The organism is Streptomyces sp. 3N207 (assembly GCF_052246355.1).
Lineage (GTDB): Bacteria > Actinomycetota > Actinomycetes > Streptomycetales > Streptomycetaceae > Streptomyces.
This window is the reverse complement of the sequence record NZ_JBQQBV010000023.1, coordinates 37,139-57,177: the sequence shown is the minus strand read 5'-3', so window position 1 is coordinate 57,177 and position 20,039 is coordinate 37,139. Positions and strand designations below refer to the sequence as shown.

At 66.8% G+C, this 20,039-nt stretch carries 19 protein-coding genes and 1 tRNA gene; 16 read left to right on the top strand and 4 right to left on the bottom strand.

The features are described 5' to 3' along the window. Window positions 1–110 precede the first annotated feature (110 nt). The 3 genes from ACTWP9_RS28885 to ACTWP9_RS28875 all read left to right on the top strand — a co-directional run bounded on the left by ACTWP9_RS28885 (window position 111) and on the right by ACTWP9_RS28875 (window position 3,108). Window positions 111–1,718, top strand: a complete 1,608-nt coding sequence (locus tag ACTWP9_RS28885) for a M28 family metallopeptidase (protein WP_443249282.1) — start codon at window positions 111–113, stop codon at window positions 1,716–1,718. A 228-nt stretch (window positions 1,719–1,946) separates the two neighbouring features. Next, entirely contained in the window at window positions 1,947–2,243 is a 297-nt protein-coding gene (locus tag ACTWP9_RS28880) for a type II toxin-antitoxin system VapB family antitoxin (RefSeq protein ID WP_003999914.1), read from the top strand. Window positions 2,244–2,382: 139 nt separating this feature from the next. Beyond that, window positions 2,383–3,108, top strand: a complete 726-nt coding sequence (locus ACTWP9_RS28875) for a LytR C-terminal domain-containing protein (protein WP_443249238.1) — start codon at window positions 2,383–2,385, stop codon at window positions 3,106–3,108. Window positions 3,109–3,179: 71 nt separating this feature from the next. On the opposite strand, the gene upp is transcribed toward ACTWP9_RS28875, so the two are convergent. Next, the gene (gene upp / locus ACTWP9_RS28870; protein WP_443249237.1) at window positions 3,180–3,815 is read right to left on the bottom strand and encodes a uracil phosphoribosyltransferase; all 636 of its coding nucleotides are present in this window, start codon (window positions 3,813–3,815) and stop codon (window positions 3,180–3,182) included. Window positions 3,816–4,044: 229 nt separating this feature from the next. Between upp and ACTWP9_RS28865 the strand changes: the two genes are divergently transcribed. The 5 genes from ACTWP9_RS28865 (at window position 4,045) to ACTWP9_RS28845 (ending at window position 8,986) form a co-directional block, all read left to right on the top strand. After that, complete coding sequence (locus ACTWP9_RS28865; RefSeq protein ID WP_443249281.1) at window positions 4,045–4,284, top strand: hypothetical protein; 240 nt, start codon at window positions 4,045–4,047, stop codon at window positions 4,282–4,284. 294 nt (window positions 4,285–4,578) lie between these two features. Then, window positions 4,579–5,130, top strand: coding sequence for a tRNA adenosine deaminase-associated protein (locus ACTWP9_RS28860; RefSeq protein ID WP_443249236.1), 552 nt, complete (start codon window positions 4,579–4,581; stop codon window positions 5,128–5,130). A 31-nt stretch (window positions 5,131–5,161) separates the two neighbouring features. After that, complete coding sequence (gene tadA / locus ACTWP9_RS28855) at window positions 5,162–5,770, top strand: tRNA adenosine(34) deaminase TadA (protein ID WP_443249235.1); 609 nt, start codon at window positions 5,162–5,164, stop codon at window positions 5,768–5,770. A 10-nt stretch (window positions 5,771–5,780) separates the two neighbouring features. After that, window positions 5,781–5,867, top strand: a tRNA-Ser gene (locus tag ACTWP9_RS28850). A gap of 620 nt (window positions 5,868–6,487) precedes the next feature. After that, a complete protein-coding gene (locus tag ACTWP9_RS28845) occupies window positions 6,488–8,986 on the top strand; it encodes an NACHT domain-containing protein (RefSeq protein ID WP_443249234.1) in 2,499 nt (832 codons plus the stop codon). A gap of 869 nt (window positions 8,987–9,855) precedes the next feature. Here the strand turns inward: ACTWP9_RS28845 and ACTWP9_RS28840 are convergent. Then, window positions 9,856–10,002 carry a hypothetical protein gene (locus ACTWP9_RS28840; RefSeq protein WP_443249233.1) on the bottom strand — a complete coding sequence of 49 codons (147 nt, stop codon included), beginning with the start codon at window positions 10,000–10,002 and terminating at the stop codon, window positions 9,856–9,858. Between the two features lie 800 nt (window positions 10,003–10,802). On the opposite strand from ACTWP9_RS28840, the gene ACTWP9_RS28835 reads away from it, so the two are divergent. After that, a complete protein-coding gene (locus tag ACTWP9_RS28835; RefSeq protein ID WP_443249232.1) occupies window positions 10,803–11,690 on the top strand; it encodes an HNH endonuclease in 888 nt (295 codons plus the stop codon). 19 nt (window positions 11,691–11,709) lie between these two features. Here ACTWP9_RS28835 and ACTWP9_RS28830 read toward each other — a convergent pair whose 3' ends face one another. After that, the gene (locus tag ACTWP9_RS28830; protein WP_443249231.1) at window positions 11,710–12,471 is read right to left on the bottom strand and encodes a GntR family transcriptional regulator; all 762 of its coding nucleotides are present in this window, start codon (window positions 12,469–12,471) and stop codon (window positions 11,710–11,712) included. A 775-nt stretch (window positions 12,472–13,246) separates the two neighbouring features. On the opposite strand from ACTWP9_RS28830, the gene ACTWP9_RS28825 reads away from it, so the two are divergent. The 7 genes from ACTWP9_RS28825 to ACTWP9_RS28795 all read left to right on the top strand — a co-directional run bounded on the left by ACTWP9_RS28825 (window position 13,247) and on the right by ACTWP9_RS28795 (window position 19,637). Continuing rightward, window positions 13,247–13,456 (top strand): hypothetical protein, encoded by a 210-nt coding sequence (locus ACTWP9_RS28825; protein ID WP_443249230.1) that lies wholly within the window; start codon window positions 13,247–13,249, stop codon window positions 13,454–13,456. Between the two features lie 11 nt (window positions 13,457–13,467). After that, window positions 13,468–13,860, top strand: a complete 393-nt coding sequence (locus tag ACTWP9_RS28820) for a hypothetical protein (RefSeq protein WP_443249229.1) — start codon at window positions 13,468–13,470, stop codon at window positions 13,858–13,860. A gap of 1,150 nt (window positions 13,861–15,010) precedes the next feature. Next, window positions 15,011–15,958: an NADP-dependent oxidoreductase gene (locus ACTWP9_RS28815; protein WP_443249228.1), complete on the top strand. Its 948-nt coding sequence runs from the start codon at window positions 15,011–15,013 to the stop codon at window positions 15,956–15,958. 256 nt (window positions 15,959–16,214) lie between these two features. After that, entirely contained in the window at window positions 16,215–16,379 is a 165-nt protein-coding gene (locus ACTWP9_RS28810; protein ID WP_209267574.1) for a hypothetical protein, read from the top strand. A 287-nt stretch (window positions 16,380–16,666) separates the two neighbouring features. Next, entirely contained in the window at window positions 16,667–17,512 is an 846-nt protein-coding gene (locus ACTWP9_RS28805; RefSeq protein ID WP_443249227.1) for an RNA polymerase sigma factor SigF, read from the top strand. Between the two features lie 199 nt (window positions 17,513–17,711). Then, on the top strand, window positions 17,712–18,689 hold the full coding sequence (locus tag ACTWP9_RS28800; RefSeq protein ID WP_443249226.1) for an RNA polymerase sigma factor SigF: 978 nt from the start codon (window positions 17,712–17,714) through the stop codon (window positions 18,687–18,689). 99 nt (window positions 18,690–18,788) lie between these two features. Further along, the gene (locus ACTWP9_RS28795; protein WP_443249225.1) at window positions 18,789–19,637 is read left to right on the top strand and encodes a hypothetical protein; all 849 of its coding nucleotides are present in this window, start codon (window positions 18,789–18,791) and stop codon (window positions 19,635–19,637) included. A gap of 71 nt (window positions 19,638–19,708) precedes the next feature. On the opposite strand, the gene ACTWP9_RS28790 is transcribed toward ACTWP9_RS28795, so the two are convergent. Further along, window positions 19,709–19,933: a hypothetical protein gene (locus tag ACTWP9_RS28790; RefSeq protein ID WP_443249224.1), complete on the bottom strand. Its 225-nt coding sequence runs from the start codon at window positions 19,931–19,933 to the stop codon at window positions 19,709–19,711. Window positions 19,934–20,039: the final 106 nt, after the last annotated feature.

Below are 20,039 nucleotides of genomic sequence, written 5' to 3'. Positions count from 1 at the left end.
CAAGAGCGCACCAGAGCACCACACGTCGAACGGCCGTTCCCGAAAGGACCACGACTGTGTCCGTACCGCTCCGCTCCGCCCGCTCCCTGCACGCACTGCGCAGGAGATCCATGGCGGCTCTGGCCGCCACCACCCTGGCCGCCCCGCTGCTCCTCGCCTCCACCACAGCAGCAGGCGCCGCCACCGCCGACGCCGACGCACACCCCGCCGCGCATTCCGCGAAAGAAGCCGACAAGCTCGCCAAGAAGCTGGTCCGGCGCACCAGTGGACACGGCGCCATGAAGCATCTGAAGGCCCTCAGCTCCATCGCCGAGTACAGCGACGGCAACCGGGGCGCGGGCTCCGAGGGCCACGACCGCTCCGCGCGCTACGCGGGCACCCTCCTCAAGGCGGCCGGCTACAAGGTCACCTACCAGAAGTTCGAGTTCACCTTCCGCGAGACCCTCGCGGAGAAGCTCTCCGTCGTGAGCCCGGACCAGCGTGACGTCCCGATCACGCTGATGACGTACACGAAGAGCACCCCGGAGGGCGGCATCAAGGCGCCCGTCACGGCCGTACCGGTCGACGCCGACGGCACCAACGGCTGCGAGGCGGGCGACTACGCCCAGGGCACGTACGACGGCAGGATCGCGCTGATCAAGCGCGGCGGCTGTTCGTTCGCGCAGAAGCAGGCGAGCGCCGCCGACGCGGGCGCGGTCGGCGCGGTGATCTACAACAACGAGGACGGCGCGCTCAACGGCACCCTCGGCAGCCCCGACGCCGCCCGCATCCCCACCGGCGGCATCACCAAGGCCGACGGCGAGGCGCTCGCCGAGCAGGCCACCAAGGGCGAGGTCACGCTCAACCTGGAGGTACGGGAGCACCAGGAGCAGCGCACCACCGACAACGTCATCGCCGAGACCCGCGGCGGTGACCCGGACAACACGGTGATGCTCGGCGCCCACCTCGACTCCGTCCCCGAGGGCCCCGGCATCAACGACAACGCCTCCGGCTCGGCGGGCATCCTGGAGACCGCCCTCCAGCTGGCCAAGGCCGACCCCAAGGGCAAGCACACCAACAAGGTCCGCTTCGCCCTGTGGAGCGCCGAGGAACTGGGCCTGCTCGGCGCCGAGCACTACGTACAGCAGCTGCCGACCGCCGAGCGCGCGAAGATCGCGCTATACCTCAACTTCGACATGATCGCGAGCCCCAACTACGGAATGTTCGCCTACGACGGTGACGACTCCGACGGCACGGGCGCGGGCCCCGGCCCGGAGGGTTCGGCGACGCTGGAGAAGGACCTGGTGGACTTCCTCGACTCGCGCGGTACGCCGACCCGCGGCACCGACTTCACCGGCCGCTCCGACTACGGCCCCTTCATCGAGGCCGGCATCCCCGCGGGTGGCACGTTCACCGGAGCCGAGGGGATCAAGACCGCCGAGGAGCAGAAGCTGTGGGGCGGCACGGCGGGAGCGGCGTACGACGGCTGCTACCACCAGTCCTGCGACACGCTGAAGAACATCGACGCCCGCGCCTTCGACCTCAACGTCAAGGCCGTCGCCAACGCGGTCGGCCACTACGCCTGGGACACCAGCAGGCTGCCCCGCGGCACCGACCGACCGGCCGGTATCCGCCAGACCACGGCCGATACAACCGGGGAATCGGCCGGAAAGACCACCGGGGAGACGGCCTCAGCGCCGGTCACAGGTCCGTACAAGGGCGCGCGTCTCATCCGCTGACCCCTGCCCCGTGCAACCACACGCCCCGTTGTCCACAGCCTGTGGACAACGGGGCGTCGGCCAGCTCCCACACGACTTGCACACCGCCTACACCCAAGCGGCGGCCACCTTCCGCACGCCTTCCACCCACGGTCTGCCCACTTTCCTCATGCTTCACCGGCGAATCACCCGGATTGCACCAGCGGCACAGGGCTGCGCCCGGTACCGGTAGCCCGGTAGGCTTTCCGTGTGATCTTCAAGCGAATCGGAAACGGGCGGCCGTACCCCGACCATGGCCGGGAGAGCACCCGTCAGTGGGCGGATGTGGCCCCGCGCCCGGTGCGCCTTGACCAGCTCGTCACCACCAAAGGCCAGCTCGACCTGGAGACCCTGCTCGCGGAGGATTCGACGTTCTACGGCGACCTGTTCGCCCACGTCGTGAAGTGGCAGGGCGACCTGTACCTGGAGGACGGGCTGCACCGGGCAGTGCGCGCGGCACTCCAGCAGCGCCAAGTGCTGCACGCCCGCGTCCTCGAACTCGACTGACCCCGCCGCGGACCCGAGTGAGGAGTTCGCGGGCGCAGGAGCACACACATTCCCCCGTTCGGGTACGTGTTTGTGGGCGTATCGAGAAGCCGCTGATCATCTAGTAGGCAGTACTGTCTGCCGCCACTACTCTGCGCACATGAGCATGTTCACTCCCCCGGACATGGGTGGGCAGTACCGCATCACGGGAGACCGTTATCCGCGGATGCGCAGGCCACGCCGGCGGGGGCGGATCATCGCCGCCTCGCTCGCCTCGGCGCTGGCCGTCTCGGTACTGGGGTGGGGCACGCTCCAACTCGTCGGCATCTTCTCCGGCGGCGGCCCCGCCGAAGCCTCCGGCCGCCCGGCCGAGCACACGAAGTGTGCCTCGCCCACCGGCGCCGAGAAGGCCACCGCGGGCGGCAGGAATGCCGCCATCGGCAGCAAGCACGCTGCCGCCGGCGGCAGCGAGAAGGCCGCGGCCGGCAGCGAACTCCCGAAGCCCGGCGACATCACCGTCAACGTCCTCAACGCCACCTCGCGCAGCGGCCTGGCCAAGGACACCGCCGATGAGCTGAAGAAGCGCGGCTTCAAGGTCGGCAAGATCGGCAACGCGCCCGCGGAGTTCGACGAGAAGGTCAAGAAGGCGGGCATCCTCGTCGGCGCCCCCGGCTCCACGACCTCCGACCGCCTGCAAGTCCTGGGCACCCAGCTCGAGAACACCGAGACCCGGTACGACGAGCGGGACGGCAAGGACGTGGATCTCGTCCTCGGCAAGGGATTCGAGCATCTGACGAAGAAGAAGACGGCCACCGCCGCCCTGGCCGAGCTGGCCGGCTCACCTCGTCCGGGCAAGTCGGCACCGGCCTCCCCCGCCACCTGCTGAACTGGCCCGCGTACTCGCCAAGGCACCACCGCACGCAGGCCCTTCGCGCGCAGGCCCTTCGCGCGCAGGCCCTACCCGGCGGTCCCGTACATCCGGTCCCCGGCGTCGCCCAGGCCCGGCACGATGAAACCCTGCTCGTTGAGGCGCTCGTCAACCGAGGCCGTCACCACGGTCACCGGCGTACCGGCCAGGTCCCGCTCCATGACGGCGACACCCTCGGGCGCCGCGAGCAGGCAGAGCGCGGTCACGTCGTCGGCGCCGCGCCCGATCAGCTCGTTGATCGCGGCGACCAGCGTGCCGCCGGTGGCCAGCATCGGGTCGAGGACGTAGACCTGACGCCCGGACAGGTCGTCAGGCATGCGGTTCGCGTACGTCGAAGCCTGCAAGGTCTGCTCGTCGCGGATCATCCCGAGGAAGCCGACCTCGGCCGTCGGCAGCAGCCGGACCATACCCTCCAGCATGCCGAGCCCGGCCCGGATGATCGGCACCACCAGCGGGCGGGGCCGGGAGAGCTGCACACCGGTGGTCCCGGTCACCGGCGTGGTGACCCCGACCTCCTCGACCCGCACGTCGCGGGTGGCCTCGTACGCCAGCAGCGTCACCAGCTCGTCCGCGAGACGGCGGAAGGTCGGTGAGTCGGTGCGCTCGTCGCGCAGGGTGGTGAGTTTGTGCGCGACCAAGGGGTGGTCGACGACGTGGATCCGCATGCTTCGACAGTATCCGAGGCCGCGCACGGCGGATCCCGCCGGTACCCGACCGGTATGCGCCCGTACGCACCAGGGGGCATGCACCGAGCTTGCGGACGGAGCACTCGGATGCGCCGGGGCGCTCTGGCGTACGCCGGGCGGACCAGGGAAAGTGGGCAAGTACACCGGAGGTGTGCATATGTCAGAGCCACGTGAGCCCGGGCAGCAGCCGCGCCGGCAGCCGGGACAGATTTTTCGGCCCCGCAAGGAATCGGACTTCCGTCCGGAAAGCGACCTTCGCACGGAGCGGCGCACGGACCGCTCCCCGGAGGCCGACCTCAGTACGGACGCCGAGCGGCTGCGCCGCCGTGCCCGCTTCCTCCGCGAGCTGAACGAGGCGAAGGAGCTGCGCGAGCGCGTCCATCCACGCCGCTCACGCGCGGTCCGCAGGCGCCGGCAGGCCCTGCGGATGCGTACGTTCCGCTGGTGAGGCCGACACCCGGGGCCACGCCCCGGGGCAACACTCCCCGGAACAAGGGGTCCCCGACCACCGTTGCCCCTTCGGGCAGCACCCCCTGAGGACAGCTCTGAGTCGCGAGTTGTCACAGTGAGTCGTCGCAGGCGAGCGCACGGGTAAACGTTCGGGCAACAGTCGGGCAAACAGCGCGACGACGCACTGTCGAAGACCCTTCGCACGGCGCGGGTTTCTGCCACGATTCCGATGGGGCGGGGGCACGGTCCTCGTCAGCACTCGGGCACATCTTGAATCAGTGGGAGAGTCACGGTGTATTTCGCCGCGCTGCTCGCGCGCACCGAAGACGGGTGGGAAGCGAGCGACACAGAGCTGGACGATGTGGAGACCCTGGCCGACCTGGCCGACCTGGCCCGTGAGGCCACGACAGACGACGAGACGGTGCTGGTCTGCATCGAGCAGGACGGTGAGTGGTTCGGTGTCGTCCGTGTGGACGGCGAGGACGACCCGCGGGTGTTCGTCTCGGACGCCGCGGCGGCGATGCGCAGCTCGTACGGCGAGATACTGCTCTCGGACGAGCTGCTCGGCCGCCAGCCGGAAGACCCGTCGGCCCTCGACCAACTCGTGGACCTGGACGGCACGGAGGAAGGGGAGCCGGAGGGCAGCGAGGACGACGACGGGGCGGCGGAACGCGCCGCGGTGGCGGAGGCGGAGTCAGCACCCGCGGGTCCGCTGGGCGACGCGGAACTCCTCTCCGACCTCGGGATGGAGGAGAAGGTACTGCTCTCCCTCTCTCCCGAGGACGCGCTGAGCGAGGTCGCCGACGCGCTGGGCTGCACGGACGTACTGGAGGCGGTCCGCTGAGCCGCCGGACGACAGGCGCGACACTGTCCCCATGACCCCCGCAGCCGACGATCGACCGACCGCCGCGTCCCCCACTCCCGACCCGGGCAACACCCCGGGCCCGGGGGCCCCGGAAGGCGACCCCGTACGCGATCCCTGGCGCGAGCCCATGCGGCTGGCGCTCGCGGAAGCCGTACAGGCGCCCGGAACGGGGGACGTGCCGGTCGGCGCCGTCGTCCTGGGCCCGGACGGCGCGGTGCTCGGCCGGGGGCACAACGCCCGTGAGGCGTACGGCGATCCGACGGCGCACGCCGAGATTCTCGCCCTGCGCGTCGCCGCCCACACCCTGGGCGGCGACGACTGGCGACTGACCGGCTGCACCCTGGTCGTCACCCTGGAGCCGTGCACGATGTGCGCGGGTGCTGCGGTGCTCGCCCGCGTCGACCGTGTGGTCTACGGCGCCCTCGACACGAAGGCCGGCGCCGCCGGCTCCCTCTGGGACGCCCTCCGCGACCGCCGCCTCAACCATCGGCCCGAGGTCATCAACGGGGTACTGGCACACGAGTGCGCCACCCTCCTCACCGACTTCTTCCGCACCACCGACCCCCCACCCCCCACCCCCCCGGATACCGATTTCGATCCCGGGCCCTCATTGGGCTAGAGTTCCTCTCGGTAGCGTGTCCGAGCGGCCGAAGGAGCTCGCCTCGAAAGCGAGTGAGGGGGCAACTCCTCCGTGGGTTCAAATCCCACCGCTACCGCTCTGAGCAGGATGTATGGAGGGCCGGACCCCGTGCGGGTCCGGCCCTTCGTCGTGGTCCGTCTCAGTTGGATGCCACGACGCGGCGGGTGGAACGCCGCCAACCTTGATTGCGAGCTACACAAGGCCCGCAACGTGTCGACCGGTGCTTCGGCCGACTCAAGCAATTCCATGATCGCCACCCGCTCCGCGACGCACGCGGCTGGATCCTGGTCTACGCACAATCACTCAAATGGGCCCGAGGCTCGGGGCACCCGACCGCTCTGTTGCAGCCGCACAGCTTGCAGAGCAAGCGTTATGTCGGCCTCACCCTGCGTTGCGCCGAGTTCGCGTGGCATCTTGCGGCTACGCCCCGCCTCACCGCGTGGAGCCGGCCTTTCGTAGTGCCGTCCTGGTGCTCTCTCCCCTGCTGATCGTCGCCCCGATTCTGTACCGAGGCTGACCGCCGGAGCCTAGGTTTTGGGTATGACCACTCTTGGCCCGTTGGCGCAGGACCGTCCCTTCGAGCAGCGCTATGCGCAGTACGTGAACGACCGGCACAGCAACCTCACCATCTACGGCGTCGACCTGGGCATCTCCAGGGAGTGGCCGCTGCGGGACGCCTACCTCTCCTTGGAGGCCATGCCGACCGAGGAGCTCACGCCGACTGGGCCACCCGGCGCCTGGACGCCCACCCCGGCTCGGCGCGTGGACGCCTTATTGACTGCGGACCGCCGGGTGCTGTTGCGCGGCGCCGCTGGCTCCGGCAAGACGACGCTCGCGCAGTGGCTGGCCGTCTCCGCCGCACAGCAGGGACAGCCCAAGGGAGCCCTGAAGGAACTGTCCGGCCTGGTGCCGTTCGTCCTCCCGCTGCGAAGTCTGACCCGTGCCGCCACTCCGCTGCCCCTCCCGCACGACTTTCTGCCGTCGGTTGGCTGCCCGCTGGCCTCGGCCCAATCGGCTGGCTGGGCGGACCGGGTTCTCGCCGCCGGCCGCGGACTGCTCCTCGTGGACGGCGTCGACGAGGTGCCCGAGCCCGAGCGCGAACGTACTCGGCAGTGGCTACGGGGCTTGGTCACCGCCTACCCGGACAACCGGTTCGTGGTGACTGCACGCCCCTCCGCTGTACGCGACGGCTGGCTGCACGCTGAGGATTTCACCGAGCTGTCCCTCGCGCCGATGGCACCCCGGGATGTGGCACGCTTCATCGCGCGCTGGCACGCGGCGGCACAGGCCGAGCCTGGGCTGGGGGAGGCGCTGCTGGACGCTGTACGGACGAATCAAGACTTGGCCCGGCTGGCTACCAACCCCCTGATGAGCGGGCTCATCTGCGCCCTGCACCGGGAACGCAGGGGTCATCTGCCGCGAGGCCGCAAAGCCCTTTATGACGCAGCACTCAGCATGCTGCTTGAGCGGCGGGACCGAGAACGGGATGTGACCGCGCGCGGCGGCATCGACCTGGACGAAGAGTCCATGCGTGAACTGTTGCAGAAGCTCGCCTACTGGCTCATTCGCAATGGACACGCGGAGATGGAACACGCCGACGCCCACGACATTCTGCGACGGGCATTGACACTGATGCCGCGAGTGGACGAGCAAGCGTCCGCAGGGAGCCTGCTGCGCTTCCTGTTGGAGCGCTCCGGCCTCCTGCGGGAGCCGACCCCGGGAACGGTCGACTTCATGCACCGTACGTTCCAGGATTACCTGGGGGCAGCCGAGGCGGTCGAGGAACGCGACATCGACCTGCTGGTCAGCCATGCACATATGGACCAGTGGGAGGACGTGCTACGCATGGCCGTCGCCCACGCCCGAGCCGACGAACGTGCGACGCTGCTGCGCGGTCTCGTGGCGCGTGGCGACGCCGAACCCGCCCACCGCGCCCGCCTCCACCTACTGGCCACAGCATGCCTGGAGCATGCCACCCAATTGGACCCGGAGGTGCGCAATGAGGTCGAGCAGCGTGCGACTGCCCTGATCCCGCCCCGCTCCTTCATGGAGGCCGAACTACTCGTGGAGGTCGGGCCAGTGGTGCTGCCCCTGCTCCCCGGCCCGGAGGGGCTCGCGGAGGAGGAAGGGCTCGCGGACGAGGAGGCGCACGCGGTGGCGCTGACAGCGACACGAATCGGCGGGGACGCGGCGCTGCCCCTGCTGACCCGGTACTGCGAGAACCTCCGGCCGCGCGTGGCGGGTGCTATGGCGAGCAGTTGGCACCGTTTCGACACAGCCGAGTACGGGGAACGGATCATCCGTCCCGTGATCGAGAGCGGCGCTGACGTCCCCATCATCGTGAGGACGCAAGAACAGCTGGACTTCGTCCGGAAGGCTGGGGGTTACCACTTGCTGACGTTGGACGGGGATTTCACAGAGCAGGAGCTGCTCGCGGCTCTGCCGCGCGACGAGCTGAAGCATCTGTCACTTTGGAACAACACCCGGATCGACGACCTGAGCTTCGTCAGCCGCTTCGGACGGCTGGAACAGCTGTACCTAGCGAATTGCCCCAGCGTTCGGGACGTTTCGCAGCTCGCGGAGACGTCGGTGACGCAGCTGACGGTGCCCTCGTCGAGTAAGCCGGATGAGGTACTCGGGCTGAGCACGCTGACCAATTTGCGAAGGCTCAACTTTCTTGGTGAGGGGGGCAGCTGCGACGTGTCCACGTTGCCTCGCGGGCTAACCCACCTAGGCATGCCGGGCGCCGCGCGTCGGATGGAGGATCTCGGCCGTTTCATCGAACTGAAGGACCTGCTCCTGCACTTCTTGGTTGAACCACTGACGCCCACCCAGTGGCAGTCGATCTCCAGCCTCGAAAGGCTCAACTATCTGTGCATCAACCACACTCAGTTGCAGTCGCTGAGTGCTACCGGCCTTGTGCTTCCGCAGGTGAAATCACTCCAGGTCTTCCCCGTCGGTATCGGCTCGTACGGTGACGGGTTGCCGAGCGCGGAGGTGGCTGGGGCCTTTCCTAACCTCGATCGTCTCACGGCATCCCGCCCGGGCCCCGGTACCGACCTCACACCGCTGGCTGGGCTCCATGCCTTGCGTACGGTATTCCTGTACCAACCATCGCAGTCCGCCCGGTCCATGGGTGCCGAGGCGTTGGGGCCACACGTCGACGTTCAGATCACGCCGCGGCCCCGCACATGAGACAGCGCCCCGCTTCCTCAACCCGGCGAACTACCCGTGGGCCACCACTCGGCGCATGACGCTCGCCGAGGTTCGGCAGATTGGCGACGTTGTGTTCATGCGCTACTTGCCAAAGCAAGAGTGGTGAGCGCTTAGCCATCAGCCGATGAGGTGTTGGATGCGGTGGCCGTTGAACTGTCTCACCAATATCAGTTGAGCCAGACTACGCTCCAAGTTTGCGATCAGGTCTTTCCGTAAAGGAGTGATCGGAAATTGGAGCATCAGATGCAGTCGGTCTCCCTGTCGCAGCACTTCTTGATCCCTCCAATTAGAGAAGCCGATCCCCCCTTCTTTTCACCGAGCTGATACGGAGGACAGATAAGCATGGAGCAGGGAGATGACTCGCCAATCCGCCACATTCGCATCCATGCCTCGACTCCAGATAACCCAGCACAAACAGAAACATTAAAAGGGAAGGTTGCCAATCTAGGGTGGCATGTTAACAACTCATACGCCAACGATGGGCGCATACATCACGAGATCACGGCAGTTCTGCGCGGAGCAGAGTTCCTCGCCCGTCGAGCAGCAGTACGGGAGATCCGAAAGCTTACACAGCAAGGTATACGTGACTTAGAGTTTCACGAAGCCACACTGATACACCCACCAAAGCTCCCAATCACTTATCGCGTATACCGGGAGCCACGTGATCGGAACCTCTTCACGGGACTACTCGTGTGGTTCGGTTGGTACGACGAGGCTTCAGTCTCGCTGGGCGACGGACAAACTCCGGAGACCTACGAAAGACAGTTGGAGCAGGAAAATCCTGGCAGCCGTTACAGGCTCCGCCCGCACTCTCTCTGGAAGAATGATCCAGGACAGACGGATGATCTTCACAGCAGGCGCTTGGCGAAGGCTGGCACCATCGGAATATTCAGCTGCTTCACTGGAATCACGACTTTGATTTCGTTGGCGCCTTCCAGCCACAGCAACCCGCTGAAGGCGGCTCTTTGCTGGGCGCTTGCCATCACGCTCTCCACTCTGTTGTGGCTATCGATGAGCACGCATCCCGTCAGAAGAGGTCCCCGATTTTTGCTTTTCTCGTGCCTCCTTGCGATCGCTCTCGGGTTCGCAACTTTTTCCCGACTTATGTCACAAGAGTGGCTGGCACCTCAATTCACAATTCTGTTTGTGGCATTTTGGGGAATTCAGCTATTGCTGACTGGTGCCTCTGCTAAGACTACTGCTTCATGGGCAATTCCGGTGATTGCCACCTTGCTGATCTCCGGCCTCCCTGGCCTCACAGGCGCTCATCAAGATGCTTATCTTCGTAAGTTTGACATAGAAGGCGGAATCAAGATCGTTCCGGTCTCTGATCTATGGAAGACCTGGCCAACAGTCTTCTCAGTTGCCAAGGCTTGGATCCTAGTAGCGGTCATAATTTCACCACTGGGATTCATGCGCCACTTTCATCTTCCAAAATATGCGGTTCGACTCACGGGTGTCTGTCTTCTACCGATCGCGCTCTCATCTGGCGCGTGGATTGTGCTGAGCGATCTATCTGACGCCGCAGAACGAGGGCGACAGGATCGCCACAGGCTCGCCAGTGGCCAGGCACCTGGTCCATACCTTGGCCTGCATCCGCGCCTCGTTGAAGTCAAGCGAGTCGAAGGGAAAGCATCTCAAGAATGCGAGCCATCCGAGAACCGGAGACTACTATTCTTTGGCACAATCAGCGATCGAGCTTCATTTTGGGATTCTAGAGATCGAAAGACCTGCAAGGTGAAGCTAGACGATTTCCAGATAAAGCGCATAGGGCACAAATCACCCGGAGGTTGAAGTGAGCGTCTGCGAGGAAACAAAATGGATCGAACACAAGTATCTTTTTACGTATCGCATTGCAAGTAAGGTACAGGCAGTTGCGGATAACCCTCTATCCCACATTCGCGACCTTGAAGCCCTGACCCTCGACTTTGGCATAGTGGGATTTATCCCCCACTGGCAAAAGGACTCAGCGCTTCATAAATTTATCAGGTACGTGGCCGACGATATCATGGAAAGGGATAACATCGGCGACTGGAAGATATCCTTTGGTGCGGATCCGATTCACCCCAAGTGGACTATACCCGTTGAAGCAGCACTCACGATATACGGGCTCCAAAAAGAAGTATCCTTTGAGATCCCGCGCATTCCGCAAGTACATGAGAAGCGAGGAAACATCACTCATGTGACGGACGCACCGGGTGTAGCCGACGCCTGTTACGACCACTTTCAAGGGTTACGGTGGTCCCAACTATACGAGGATCTATTGCATAGAATCGCAGATGAAGTTTTCTTCGTGATGTTCACAAATCGAGTAACACTCCAAAACCTACACGAATTCTTGGCGCGCTACACTTTTGAATTCGCGGAATATGCCGACTCGACACATGAACACTCGGACATGGGTAAATTCTTTACCAAGTCCGGAAGGATACGTCGTACCTCGATACCCAAGTGGGCACGTCGTGCAATATTTTTCCGCGACCGGGGTCTATGCACCAAGTGCAACAAGAACGTCTCCGGGCTAATCGATCCACTGTCCGTCGAAAATTACGATCATATCGTCCCGTTGGCCGCAGGCGGACTGAACGATGTAAGTAACCTTCAACTCCTGTGTGAGAGCTGCAATAAGGGTAAATCTGATCGCTACGAACCAGTAAGCAATAGGTACCGGCGTTGGTACTAGTCATGAGAGGGTGAAAGAATCACTCTCCATTATTAATTTCCACTTCGTAGACTACTTCTACATGAGCCGCCGGGGTGACGATGTCCGCTGTTTCCACGGGCCGACCGTCGCCTCCGTAGTATGTGCGCTGAATACGCAGGACAAGGGCTCCCCGCTGAACGCCGAGCAGCTCAGCTTCTTCTGCCGTGGCATGATCCGGCTCAGGCTGCTCCACTGCATGGCTCACCTGGATACCGATCACTGCCATGCGCTCAACGACTCCACGCCCTGCATGTGGCCCGCCCTCCGGCAGAACCACAATCATGCCGCCCGTCAGCGTGTAAGGCTCCCAACTGGTCGACAGCTGAACCGGCTTGCTGTCCGACATGAACTCGTACCGCGTGCGAACGCACAAGTCTCCCTCGGCGATGCCGAGTCGGGCTGCGATGTCCGGAGGCGCCGGCACCTTCGCATCTGTCTGGTGCTCCCACGTTCCGTTCCGTCCAAGAGCCGCCATATCCGCGCGGAACGGTGAGCCACCCCGCCGCTCGCGGCTGAGCGAGCGGACCATGCGCATGCGGCGGCGAGGCTCCGCGACGTACGTGCCGGAGCCAGCGCGGCCCTCCAGCAGGCCCTGGGAGATCAGCAGTTCCTGAGCTCTGCGGATGACGTTGTCGCCGACGCCGTATTCGGCGCCCAGGGCGGAGCGGGAGGGGAGCCGGTCGCCGGGTGTCCAGTCGCCGTCAGCGATGCGCTGCCGGAACAGGTCGGCGATGCGGAGGTAGGGCGGCTGCTCAGGCATGTGGAAAATCTAGTCCACTAGCTCTAACCTAGTTAACTAGCTCTACTCCACGTGACCAGTTCGTGGCGGAGGATCGCCATGCCTCAATCCATCGTTCGAGCGCGTTCGATCGCAGCGCGACTCTCCGCCCTCGGCCTAGAACCACACCTCAAGCGAGATCGCGAGTGGGTCCGAGTGGAGGTGACGCCTCCCAGCTCGCCGACGCCGACGACCTGGCTGGCCCTACTGGCTGCACTGGAGCAAGGCGACCAGTTCGGGCTCCACACCGACGGTCAATCCACCGTCGCGTGGGCCCTCGTCTTCAACGAGAGTCCCCCTGCGCCGCCTGCGCAGCGAGGGGACCCGCAGCCATAGGGAGCTGCCAACCATGCGCTACTACCTTCGCGAAGCGTTCGCCCGGTTCTTCCGATGGCTCCTCAGTCCAGAGGAACGCCCCGGTCCAAGCGACAGTGTTGGAGCGTTCTCTACGCCACCGCCCTGCTAGCCCCAGCTATCCCGCTGGCAGCCACCAGCCGTCCCCGTCCTAAACGACAGCACGCTCGTCCGCCCGTACTTCCTGGCGTAAGAAGCCCGCATGTAGGGGGCAGCCAGCCGCGCGCTCGGCGGTGAGCGCTCATGAGCTACCGCTCCCCCGCGTGCGGGCTCGGCCGGCGCCTCGAATGCCGCCACGGGAACCCCACGCAGCCGTCACCAAGTGGGGGTGTGTTTTTCGAGCCCTGCGACTGCCCATGCCACGGGCCGCAGCCCAGTTCCCCGCCGAAGGAGAGGACGGGCAATGGGGCGCAGTGAGCGACAGGTCGCCATCGAGGTCGATGGCGGGTCACTGCGCCGAGGGGACGTCATCCAGGTGGGTGGTCAGTCGATGGCCGTGGTCGATATCCGCCATCTCACCGGCGGAGCGAAGCTCATCGCGTTCAGGACTGGCGACATCCTGACCATCACGCCCAGGACGACGCTGGTCGTCCTGCGCACCGTAGCGGGCTGAGAGGGCCCAGTATGTTGATCTACGACCGAGCCAAGACGCCCATGCCCTCACCTGAACTCCGGCTCCTGCCCTGGACCACGGACACCGGGAAGCCTTGCTACCTCATCGGCAACGCGGACTCCACGACGGCCGCGTACGCCGATGAGGTTGAAGAGGTCCAGTTGGAGGACGGCGACGAGGCCCTCAAGCGGGTCGTGCAGGTTCTCGAAAAGGCAGAGGCCGAGGACGACGACAAGACGAAAGCCCTCAAGGCGGCGGCTGCTGCGCTGAGCAACTGCCTGCGAGTCGCCGACAGCCGGGGTGTACGCCTTCCGGGCTACGAGAGCGCCGAGATCACATGCGACCCACGAGGGCGCGACGATGACGACGGGCCCCCTCGACTGCCAGCGGAAGCCTTCGGCTGAGGACCCGTCAGGAGATCGCGCCGAGGGTCTCACTTTGGGTCTCATTCACGGCCGTCCAACGCCGTTCGCCGAGGTTCACCCGGAGCGCTCGGCTCAAGCGCTGAACAGCCATGAACAACCCCGTACAACCCCCCTCACCATCCCGAACAGACCTCGAAAGCGAGCGAGGGGGCAACTCCTCCGTGGGTTCAAATCCCACCGCTACCGCTGTGAGCAAGGCAGATGAAGGGCCGGACCCGGCGAAGGGTCCGGCCCTTCGTCGTGGGCGGGGGCGCGCCGGTGGCGGGTGGGCGGCTCGGTGGGGCGGTCGTCGTGAGGCCGTGGCGGGCGGAGGGTGGGCGCCGTCAGGCAGCCGTGGCGGAACCTGTGGCGGACCCGTCGCGGGCAATTCAGGGGATTCCTATTCGGAAATTCTGCATCGGTCCTGGAGCCCTGCCAGGCCTTGCGGTTCGGCCGTCCGGCCGAAGGGAAAAATGTGGCGAAGTTCGCCGGAACAATAATGGCGTTTTTCGCCGGGAAATGCTTGAACGCTGCGGTATCGTCATCTCAACCTCCCGACTGAGAGGGGGTGAGGAGTAATGGCCGGTGCGGGCTGGAAGTCTGAACCGGCGAGGACGACGCTTCAGCGATTCGCTGATCTCGCGCGGGCAATCGCCGGCTTCTTCCAGGCGGTGTACTACGCCGTCCGGACGGAGCAACTGTGGTAGCCCCCGTACGAGCTGATGGGCCCACCCCCGGCCCGGGATGAGCCCATCGCAGGTCCTCGTCCGCGGCCCCGCTCTTCGTCGGACCAGAGGTGCGGGGTCCGCGCCGTGCGGACCGGCAGCAATTGTGCTGTTGGTCGCAGACTAGCATTGATTGTTAAGTTTTCGCGTTGCCCGACGAGGCCATGCATATGCGTTGCGATGCCGCTGATTGATCATCCGGCGGCGTCACGGTAGGGGTTTGTTTTTCTCCGGGGGATTGGTGGCATCGGCGAGGTCGCCCCGGATTTCCCCTTTCCCGGCGTGCGATGCGTTGCGCCCGCGGTGATTTTCCGTACGCGGTATTCGGCGGCGGGACGGGGAGCGGACGATCTGCGGGGGACCGCGGGCTGTCGTACGTTGAGAGCGTCCGCTGGTCCCAGGGGGGAGCAGGGAGGCGCGGGTGAATGCGTGCTGTCGGTGTGCGGGAGAGGAACGGGCGGCCCGAGGTTCTGCAGGCGCGGCGGCCCGAGCCGGGCGAGGGCGAGGTGCTGGTGCGGGTCGTGGCCGCGGGCCTGAACCCGCTGGACTGGAAAATCGCCGAGGGCATGCTGGAGGACCTGGTTCCGTATGACTTCCCGCTGGTCATGGGGGTGGACTTCGCGGGCGTCGTGGAGGCCGGCGGTCCGGAGACCTACCGATTCGCCCTGGGCGAGCAGGTGTTCGGGCACGTGGTGAGCGAGCCGGTGGGTGGCGGAACGTACGCGGAGTATGTGGTGGTGAACGAGGCGGGCAGCATCGCCCACGCGCCGACGAGCATTCCGCTGACCGCCGCCGCGGGCGCTCCTACGGCGGGAATGACGGCGCTGGGAATCATGGGCTCTGCCGCACTGCGCTCGTACGAGAGCCTGCTGGTCATCGGAGCCGCGGGCGGCGTCGGTACGTTCCTCACCCAGCTCGCCGCCGCCCGCGGGCTGCGCGTTGTGGCCGCCACCCACGGGCACGACCAGGCCCGGATGGGGGCCTTCGGCGCGGCGCTCACCATCGACACCCGCGAGCGGGAGCTGGCGGACGCGGTGCGGGAGGAGTACCCGCGCGGCGTGGACGCGCTGGTGGACCTGGGATCGGCCGAGCCGGAGGAGTTCGCCCGGCACGCCGCGCTGGTACGGGACGGCGGCGTGGCGGTCTCCACACTGGACGCGGCATCGGTGGACGCGCTGTACGGGCGCGGCATCGAGGGCATCAACTACCACATCGCGGCCTCCGCTGAGCTGCTGGAGCGGCTCTGCGAGGAGATCGACAGCGGGCCGTTGACCGTGCCCATCGAGGCCGAGGTTCCGCTGGACCAGGCGCCCGGCGCCGTGGCCCGCAACCGGGCGGGCGGCGCCCGAGGCAAGACCGTCCTCCTCCCGTGAGCACCCGTGAGCGCTCGGGGCACCCGTGAGCACTCGGGCCCCGTGAGCCCTCGTGGGCCACCCGTGAGTCATCCGTGCCCAGCTCGTGAGCCGCTCGTGAGGGCTTCCGAGCCCCGCTGTCCTTCTCCTGCGGCTCGCTGCTCCCGTCTGCTGGCGGCCCACCGTTCCCGCTACACTCACACAGCCGCACAGGTGTACAGAGTGTCGATGATCGAACGCGCCCGGGGGGCCGAACGCCCGGGGGAGGGGCAGCGCGATGGCGCAGACGAAGAAGATCGCGGGCTATGTGCTTGTCGTCTTCGTGCTGTACACGATCATCACGTCCCCCGAACGCGCGGCCGATCTGGTCCAGATAGGTTTCGAAGGCATCTCCAGCGCCGCGCAGGGCGTCGGCCGGTTCATGACCTCGCTCGTCAACTGAGACCCCTGCTCCGCCCCACTGAGACACCTGTTCCGTCCCTTACGCGCGGGCTCCCCTCGCCTCTTCGACCAGGTGCTTCCGGCTGCAACTGGCAAGCAACACGGAGTTATACGGTGCTTGCACACGGTGCACATGTCTTGTGATGCTATGACCGCTTTTTGGCTGACGAATCCTGCCTGCACGCTCAACGCGGGGCAAGCAAGCGAAACACCCGAAGCATCTGAAGCACCCGAAGCGATCGAAGCGATCGATCAGGACAGATCTGCACCGTAAGGGGTGGTGGCTGAGTGGACGGGACCCCTACCCCCACCCAGACTCCCTCCGGCGACGCCGAAACACCCTCCTCACCCGCCGAGGCGCAGCGGGAACGAGCCGCGCGGACCCGGGCGCTGACGCAGTCCCTCTTCCAGCAGCTCGCCCGGCACGAGCCCGGCTCCGCGGAGCACGAACGCATCCGGGCAGCGCTCATCGAGGCCAATCTGCCGCTCGTACGGTATGTCGCAGCGCGCTTCCGCAGCCGGAACGAGCCGATGGAGGACGTGGTCCAGGTCGGCACCATCGGGCTGATCAACGCCATCGACCGCTTCGACGCCGAGCGCGGGGTGCAGTTCCCCACCTTCGCGATGCCGACCATCGTCGGCGAGATCCGCCGCTACTTCCGCGACAACGTCCGTACGGTGCACGTTCCGCGCCGGCTGCACGAGATGTGGGTGCAGGTGAGCGGCGCCACCGAGGATCTGACGACGCTGCACGGGCGGTCCCCGACCACCGCCGAGATCGCCGAGCGGCTGAAGATCTCCGAGGAGGAGGTGCTGGCCTGCATCGAGGCCGGACGGGCCTACCGGGCCACCTCGTTGGAGGCCGCACAGGAGCGCGAGGACGGAATGCCGGGGCTGCTGGACCGGCTCGGCTACGAGGACCCCGAGCTGGACGGGGTCGAACATCGCGACCTCGTGCGCCATCTGCTCGTACAGCTGCCCGAGCGCGAGCAGCGGATCCTGCTGCTCCGGTACTACCGGAATCTGACGCAGTCCCAGATCAGCGCCGAGCTGGGGGTCTCGCAGATGCATGTGTCACGGCTGCTCTCGCGCAGCTTCGCGCGGCTGCGGGCCGCAAATCGAATCGACGCGTAACCGGTTCGAGCTACCTCAACTTCCGTCGCATCGCTCTCAACTGTGCAGTTTTATCGACATGAGGCTACGTCGCGTTGCCTACTTGTGACATTCTGCAAGAGCTGCGTTTGCCGCAGTGGCGTGCCCGGTATGGAGGGGGAGGTGCTTCCCTCAGAGCCGAGGGCGCCGCAGCGACCGTCCGCGACCTCAAGGGGGTGGCATGTCCGTAGAACTGGGCAGCTCCAAGGTGCTCGCCGAGAACACGTCCCCGGCCCCGGGGGCACCTCCCGGGCCCGCTGAGCCGGGCAGTGTGTCACCGGTGCTCGACGAGGTGACGCCGGACGGCCTCGCGGGCGCGGAGCCGGCCGAGCTCGCCGGGGCCGTCGCCACGGTGCCCGACAGCGACACGATCGACACCCGCACGCTCTCCCGCTCACTCTTCCTGCGGCTCGCCGCACTCGACAAAGCGGCGGCCGAGTCCCCGGAAACGGCCAACACCGCGGAACGGATGTACGTACGGGACACGCTCATCGAGCTGAATCTCCCGCTCGTCCGCTACGCCGCGGCCCGCTTCCGCAGCCGGAACGAGCCGATGGAGGACATCGTCCAGGTCGGCACCATCGGGCTGATCAAGGCGATCGACCGCTTCGACTGCGAACGTGGCGTCGAATTCCCGACGTTCGCGATGCCGACCGTGGTCGGGGAGATCAAGCGCTTCTTCCGCGACACCTCGTGGTCGGTGCGGGTGCCGCGCCGCCTCCAGGAGCTGCGGCTGGCGCTGACGAAGGCGAGCGACGAACTGTCGCAGACCCTGGACCGCTCCCCGACCGTCACCGAACTCGCGGGCTGCCTCGGCGTGTCCGAGGAGGACGTGGTCGACGGGCTGGCCGTCGGCAACGCCTACACCGCCTCCTCGCTGGACTCCCCGGCGCTGGAGGAGGACGGCGGCGAGGGCTCGCTCGCCGACCGGCTCGGTTACGAGGACAGCGCGCTGGAGGGCGTCGAGTACCGCGAGTCCCTCAAGCCACTGCTGGCCAAGCTGCCGCCGCGGGAGCGCCAGATCATCATGCTGCGCTTCTTCGCGAACATGACGCAGTCGCAGATCGGCGAGGAGGTCGGCATCTCCCAGATGCACGTCTCCCGGCTGCTGACCCGCACGCTCGCACAGTTGCGCGAGGGGCTGATCGCAGAAGACTGACATACCGGGGGGCGGAGTGCGGCGGGGGACACCGAATGGGACATCTGGGTTCGCGGAAGGAGGGTTCACTTCTGACGAGGCGTCAGTGACACTGTCGCCATGCGAAGCCAGGGGAGCAACACGCGAAGCCGTCGGGGCGGCCGGATAGCCGCCTCGGCGGCTCTCGTATGTCTCGGGGCACCGCTGGCCGCGGGGTGCGGCGGAGGCGGGGACGACGGCTATGTGGCGGTCGGCGCCGCGGAACCGTCGGGACGCACCGGCGACGGCAACGGTCCTGTACGGCCGGACGACAAGGTGCGGATGGTGCCGCTGCCCGGCGAGGGCGACGGCGCCGAGAAGGGCAACGGGAACGGGACAGGCGACGGGAGAGACGGCGCCGGTGACCCGAAGGGGGCGCGCGGGAGCGAGGGCGCGGACGAGGGGCGTACCGAAGCCGGGGAGGGCGCGCACAACGGCGCCGGGGGGACGGCGGACGGGGGGACGGGCACCGGACCGTCCAACTCCGCAGCACCGGGCCCGGGCAGCGCGTCGCCGGGTTCCGGCACGGACGGCGGCGGTCAGCAGTCCGGAGGCGGCTCCTCCGGGTCAGACTCCCCGGAGTCGCCGGACTCCCCGGGTTCCCCGAGCTCGCCGAGCGGCCCGGCCGTACTGACAGCCGGTGAGCCGGAACGGGCGAAGGCGGACGACCGGTGGTGCGAGAAGGTGACCGTCCGCTTCACCAACTCCGGCGGCCGTGCGGTCACCGGCGGCAAGGTCACCTTCGGTACGCACATCATCGGGGCGCTCGGCGTCGACTGGGCCACCCGTGAGAGCACCCGTGCGCTGCCCGTACCGATCAAGGCCGGGGAGAAGAAGGAGAAGACCTGGACGGTGTGCGTGGACCCGTGGCGGGTGCCGCTGGGCATGCACATCGAGACCCGCGAGGTGCGGCTCTCCGGCTGGAAGTAGCCGGCTGAAGCAGCCATGGCCGCTCACCCCGGGCCGTGCCGCGGACCGCCCGGGGCCACCGCCGGACGCCGTCAGGAGAAGGCGAGCCAGGCGACGCCCGCCAGTACGGCGAGCACGACGACGACGCCGACGATCACGCCGACGCGGGGCCCGGCCGAGGCCGGCGCTGCCGCCTGCCCGCTGCCGGGCCGGGAGGCGCCCTCGTCGACGAAGGCGCGGAACATCTGGGTGTTGCCTGCCGGGTCGGGGTGTCCCTGTCCGTCCGGACCCTGCGGCACCTGCGGGTTGTGAGCCATGTCCCAGGACCCTAGCGAACCGTCCCCCGGATGGCACAGCCGCGCCCGGTCAGCCGCTGTGCGGTCGCTCACATGCCCTCGGCGTGCGCTTGCTCGTGCTTCTGGG

Bases quoted from the DNA above. Each gene is read 5' to 3' on its own strand.
- ACTWP9_RS28820 (WP_443249229.1), top strand. From the start codon at position 13,468: ATGTTGATCTACGACCGAGCCAAGACGCCCATGCCCTCACCTGAACTC.
- ACTWP9_RS28845 (WP_443249234.1), top strand. From the start codon at position 6,488: ATGCCGACCGAGGAGCTCACGCCGACTGGGCCACCCGGCGCCTGGACG.
- ACTWP9_RS28790 (WP_443249224.1), bottom strand. From the start codon at position 19,933: ATGGCTCACAACCCGCAGGTGCCGCAGGGTCCGGACGGACAGGGACAC.
- ACTWP9_RS28810 (WP_209267574.1), top strand. From the start codon at position 16,215: ATGGCGCAGACGAAGAAGATCGCGGGCTATGTGCTTGTCGTCTTCGTG.
- ACTWP9_RS28830 (WP_443249231.1), bottom strand. From the start codon at position 12,471: ATGCCTGAGCAGCCGCCCTACCTCCGCATCGCCGACCTGTTCCGGCAG.
- ACTWP9_RS28875 (WP_443249238.1), top strand. From the start codon at position 2,383: ATGAGCATGTTCACTCCCCCGGACATGGGTGGGCAGTACCGCATCACG.
- ACTWP9_RS28825 (WP_443249230.1), top strand. From the start codon at position 13,247: ATGGGGCGCAGTGAGCGACAGGTCGCCATCGAGGTCGATGGCGGGTCA.
- ACTWP9_RS28800 (WP_443249226.1), top strand. From the start codon at position 17,712: ATGTCCGTAGAACTGGGCAGCTCCAAGGTGCTCGCCGAGAACACGTCC.
- upp (WP_443249237.1), bottom strand. From the start codon at position 3,815: ATGCGGATCCACGTCGTCGACCACCCCTTGGTCGCGCACAAACTCACC.
- ACTWP9_RS28815 (WP_443249228.1), top strand. From the start codon at position 15,011: ATGCGTGCTGTCGGTGTGCGGGAGAGGAACGGGCGGCCCGAGGTTCTG.
- tadA (WP_443249235.1), top strand. From the start codon at position 5,162: ATGACCCCCGCAGCCGACGATCGACCGACCGCCGCGTCCCCCACTCCC.
- ACTWP9_RS28795 (WP_443249225.1), top strand. From the start codon at position 18,789: ATGCGAAGCCAGGGGAGCAACACGCGAAGCCGTCGGGGCGGCCGGATA.
- ACTWP9_RS28885 (WP_443249282.1), top strand. From the start codon at position 111: ATGGCGGCTCTGGCCGCCACCACCCTGGCCGCCCCGCTGCTCCTCGCC.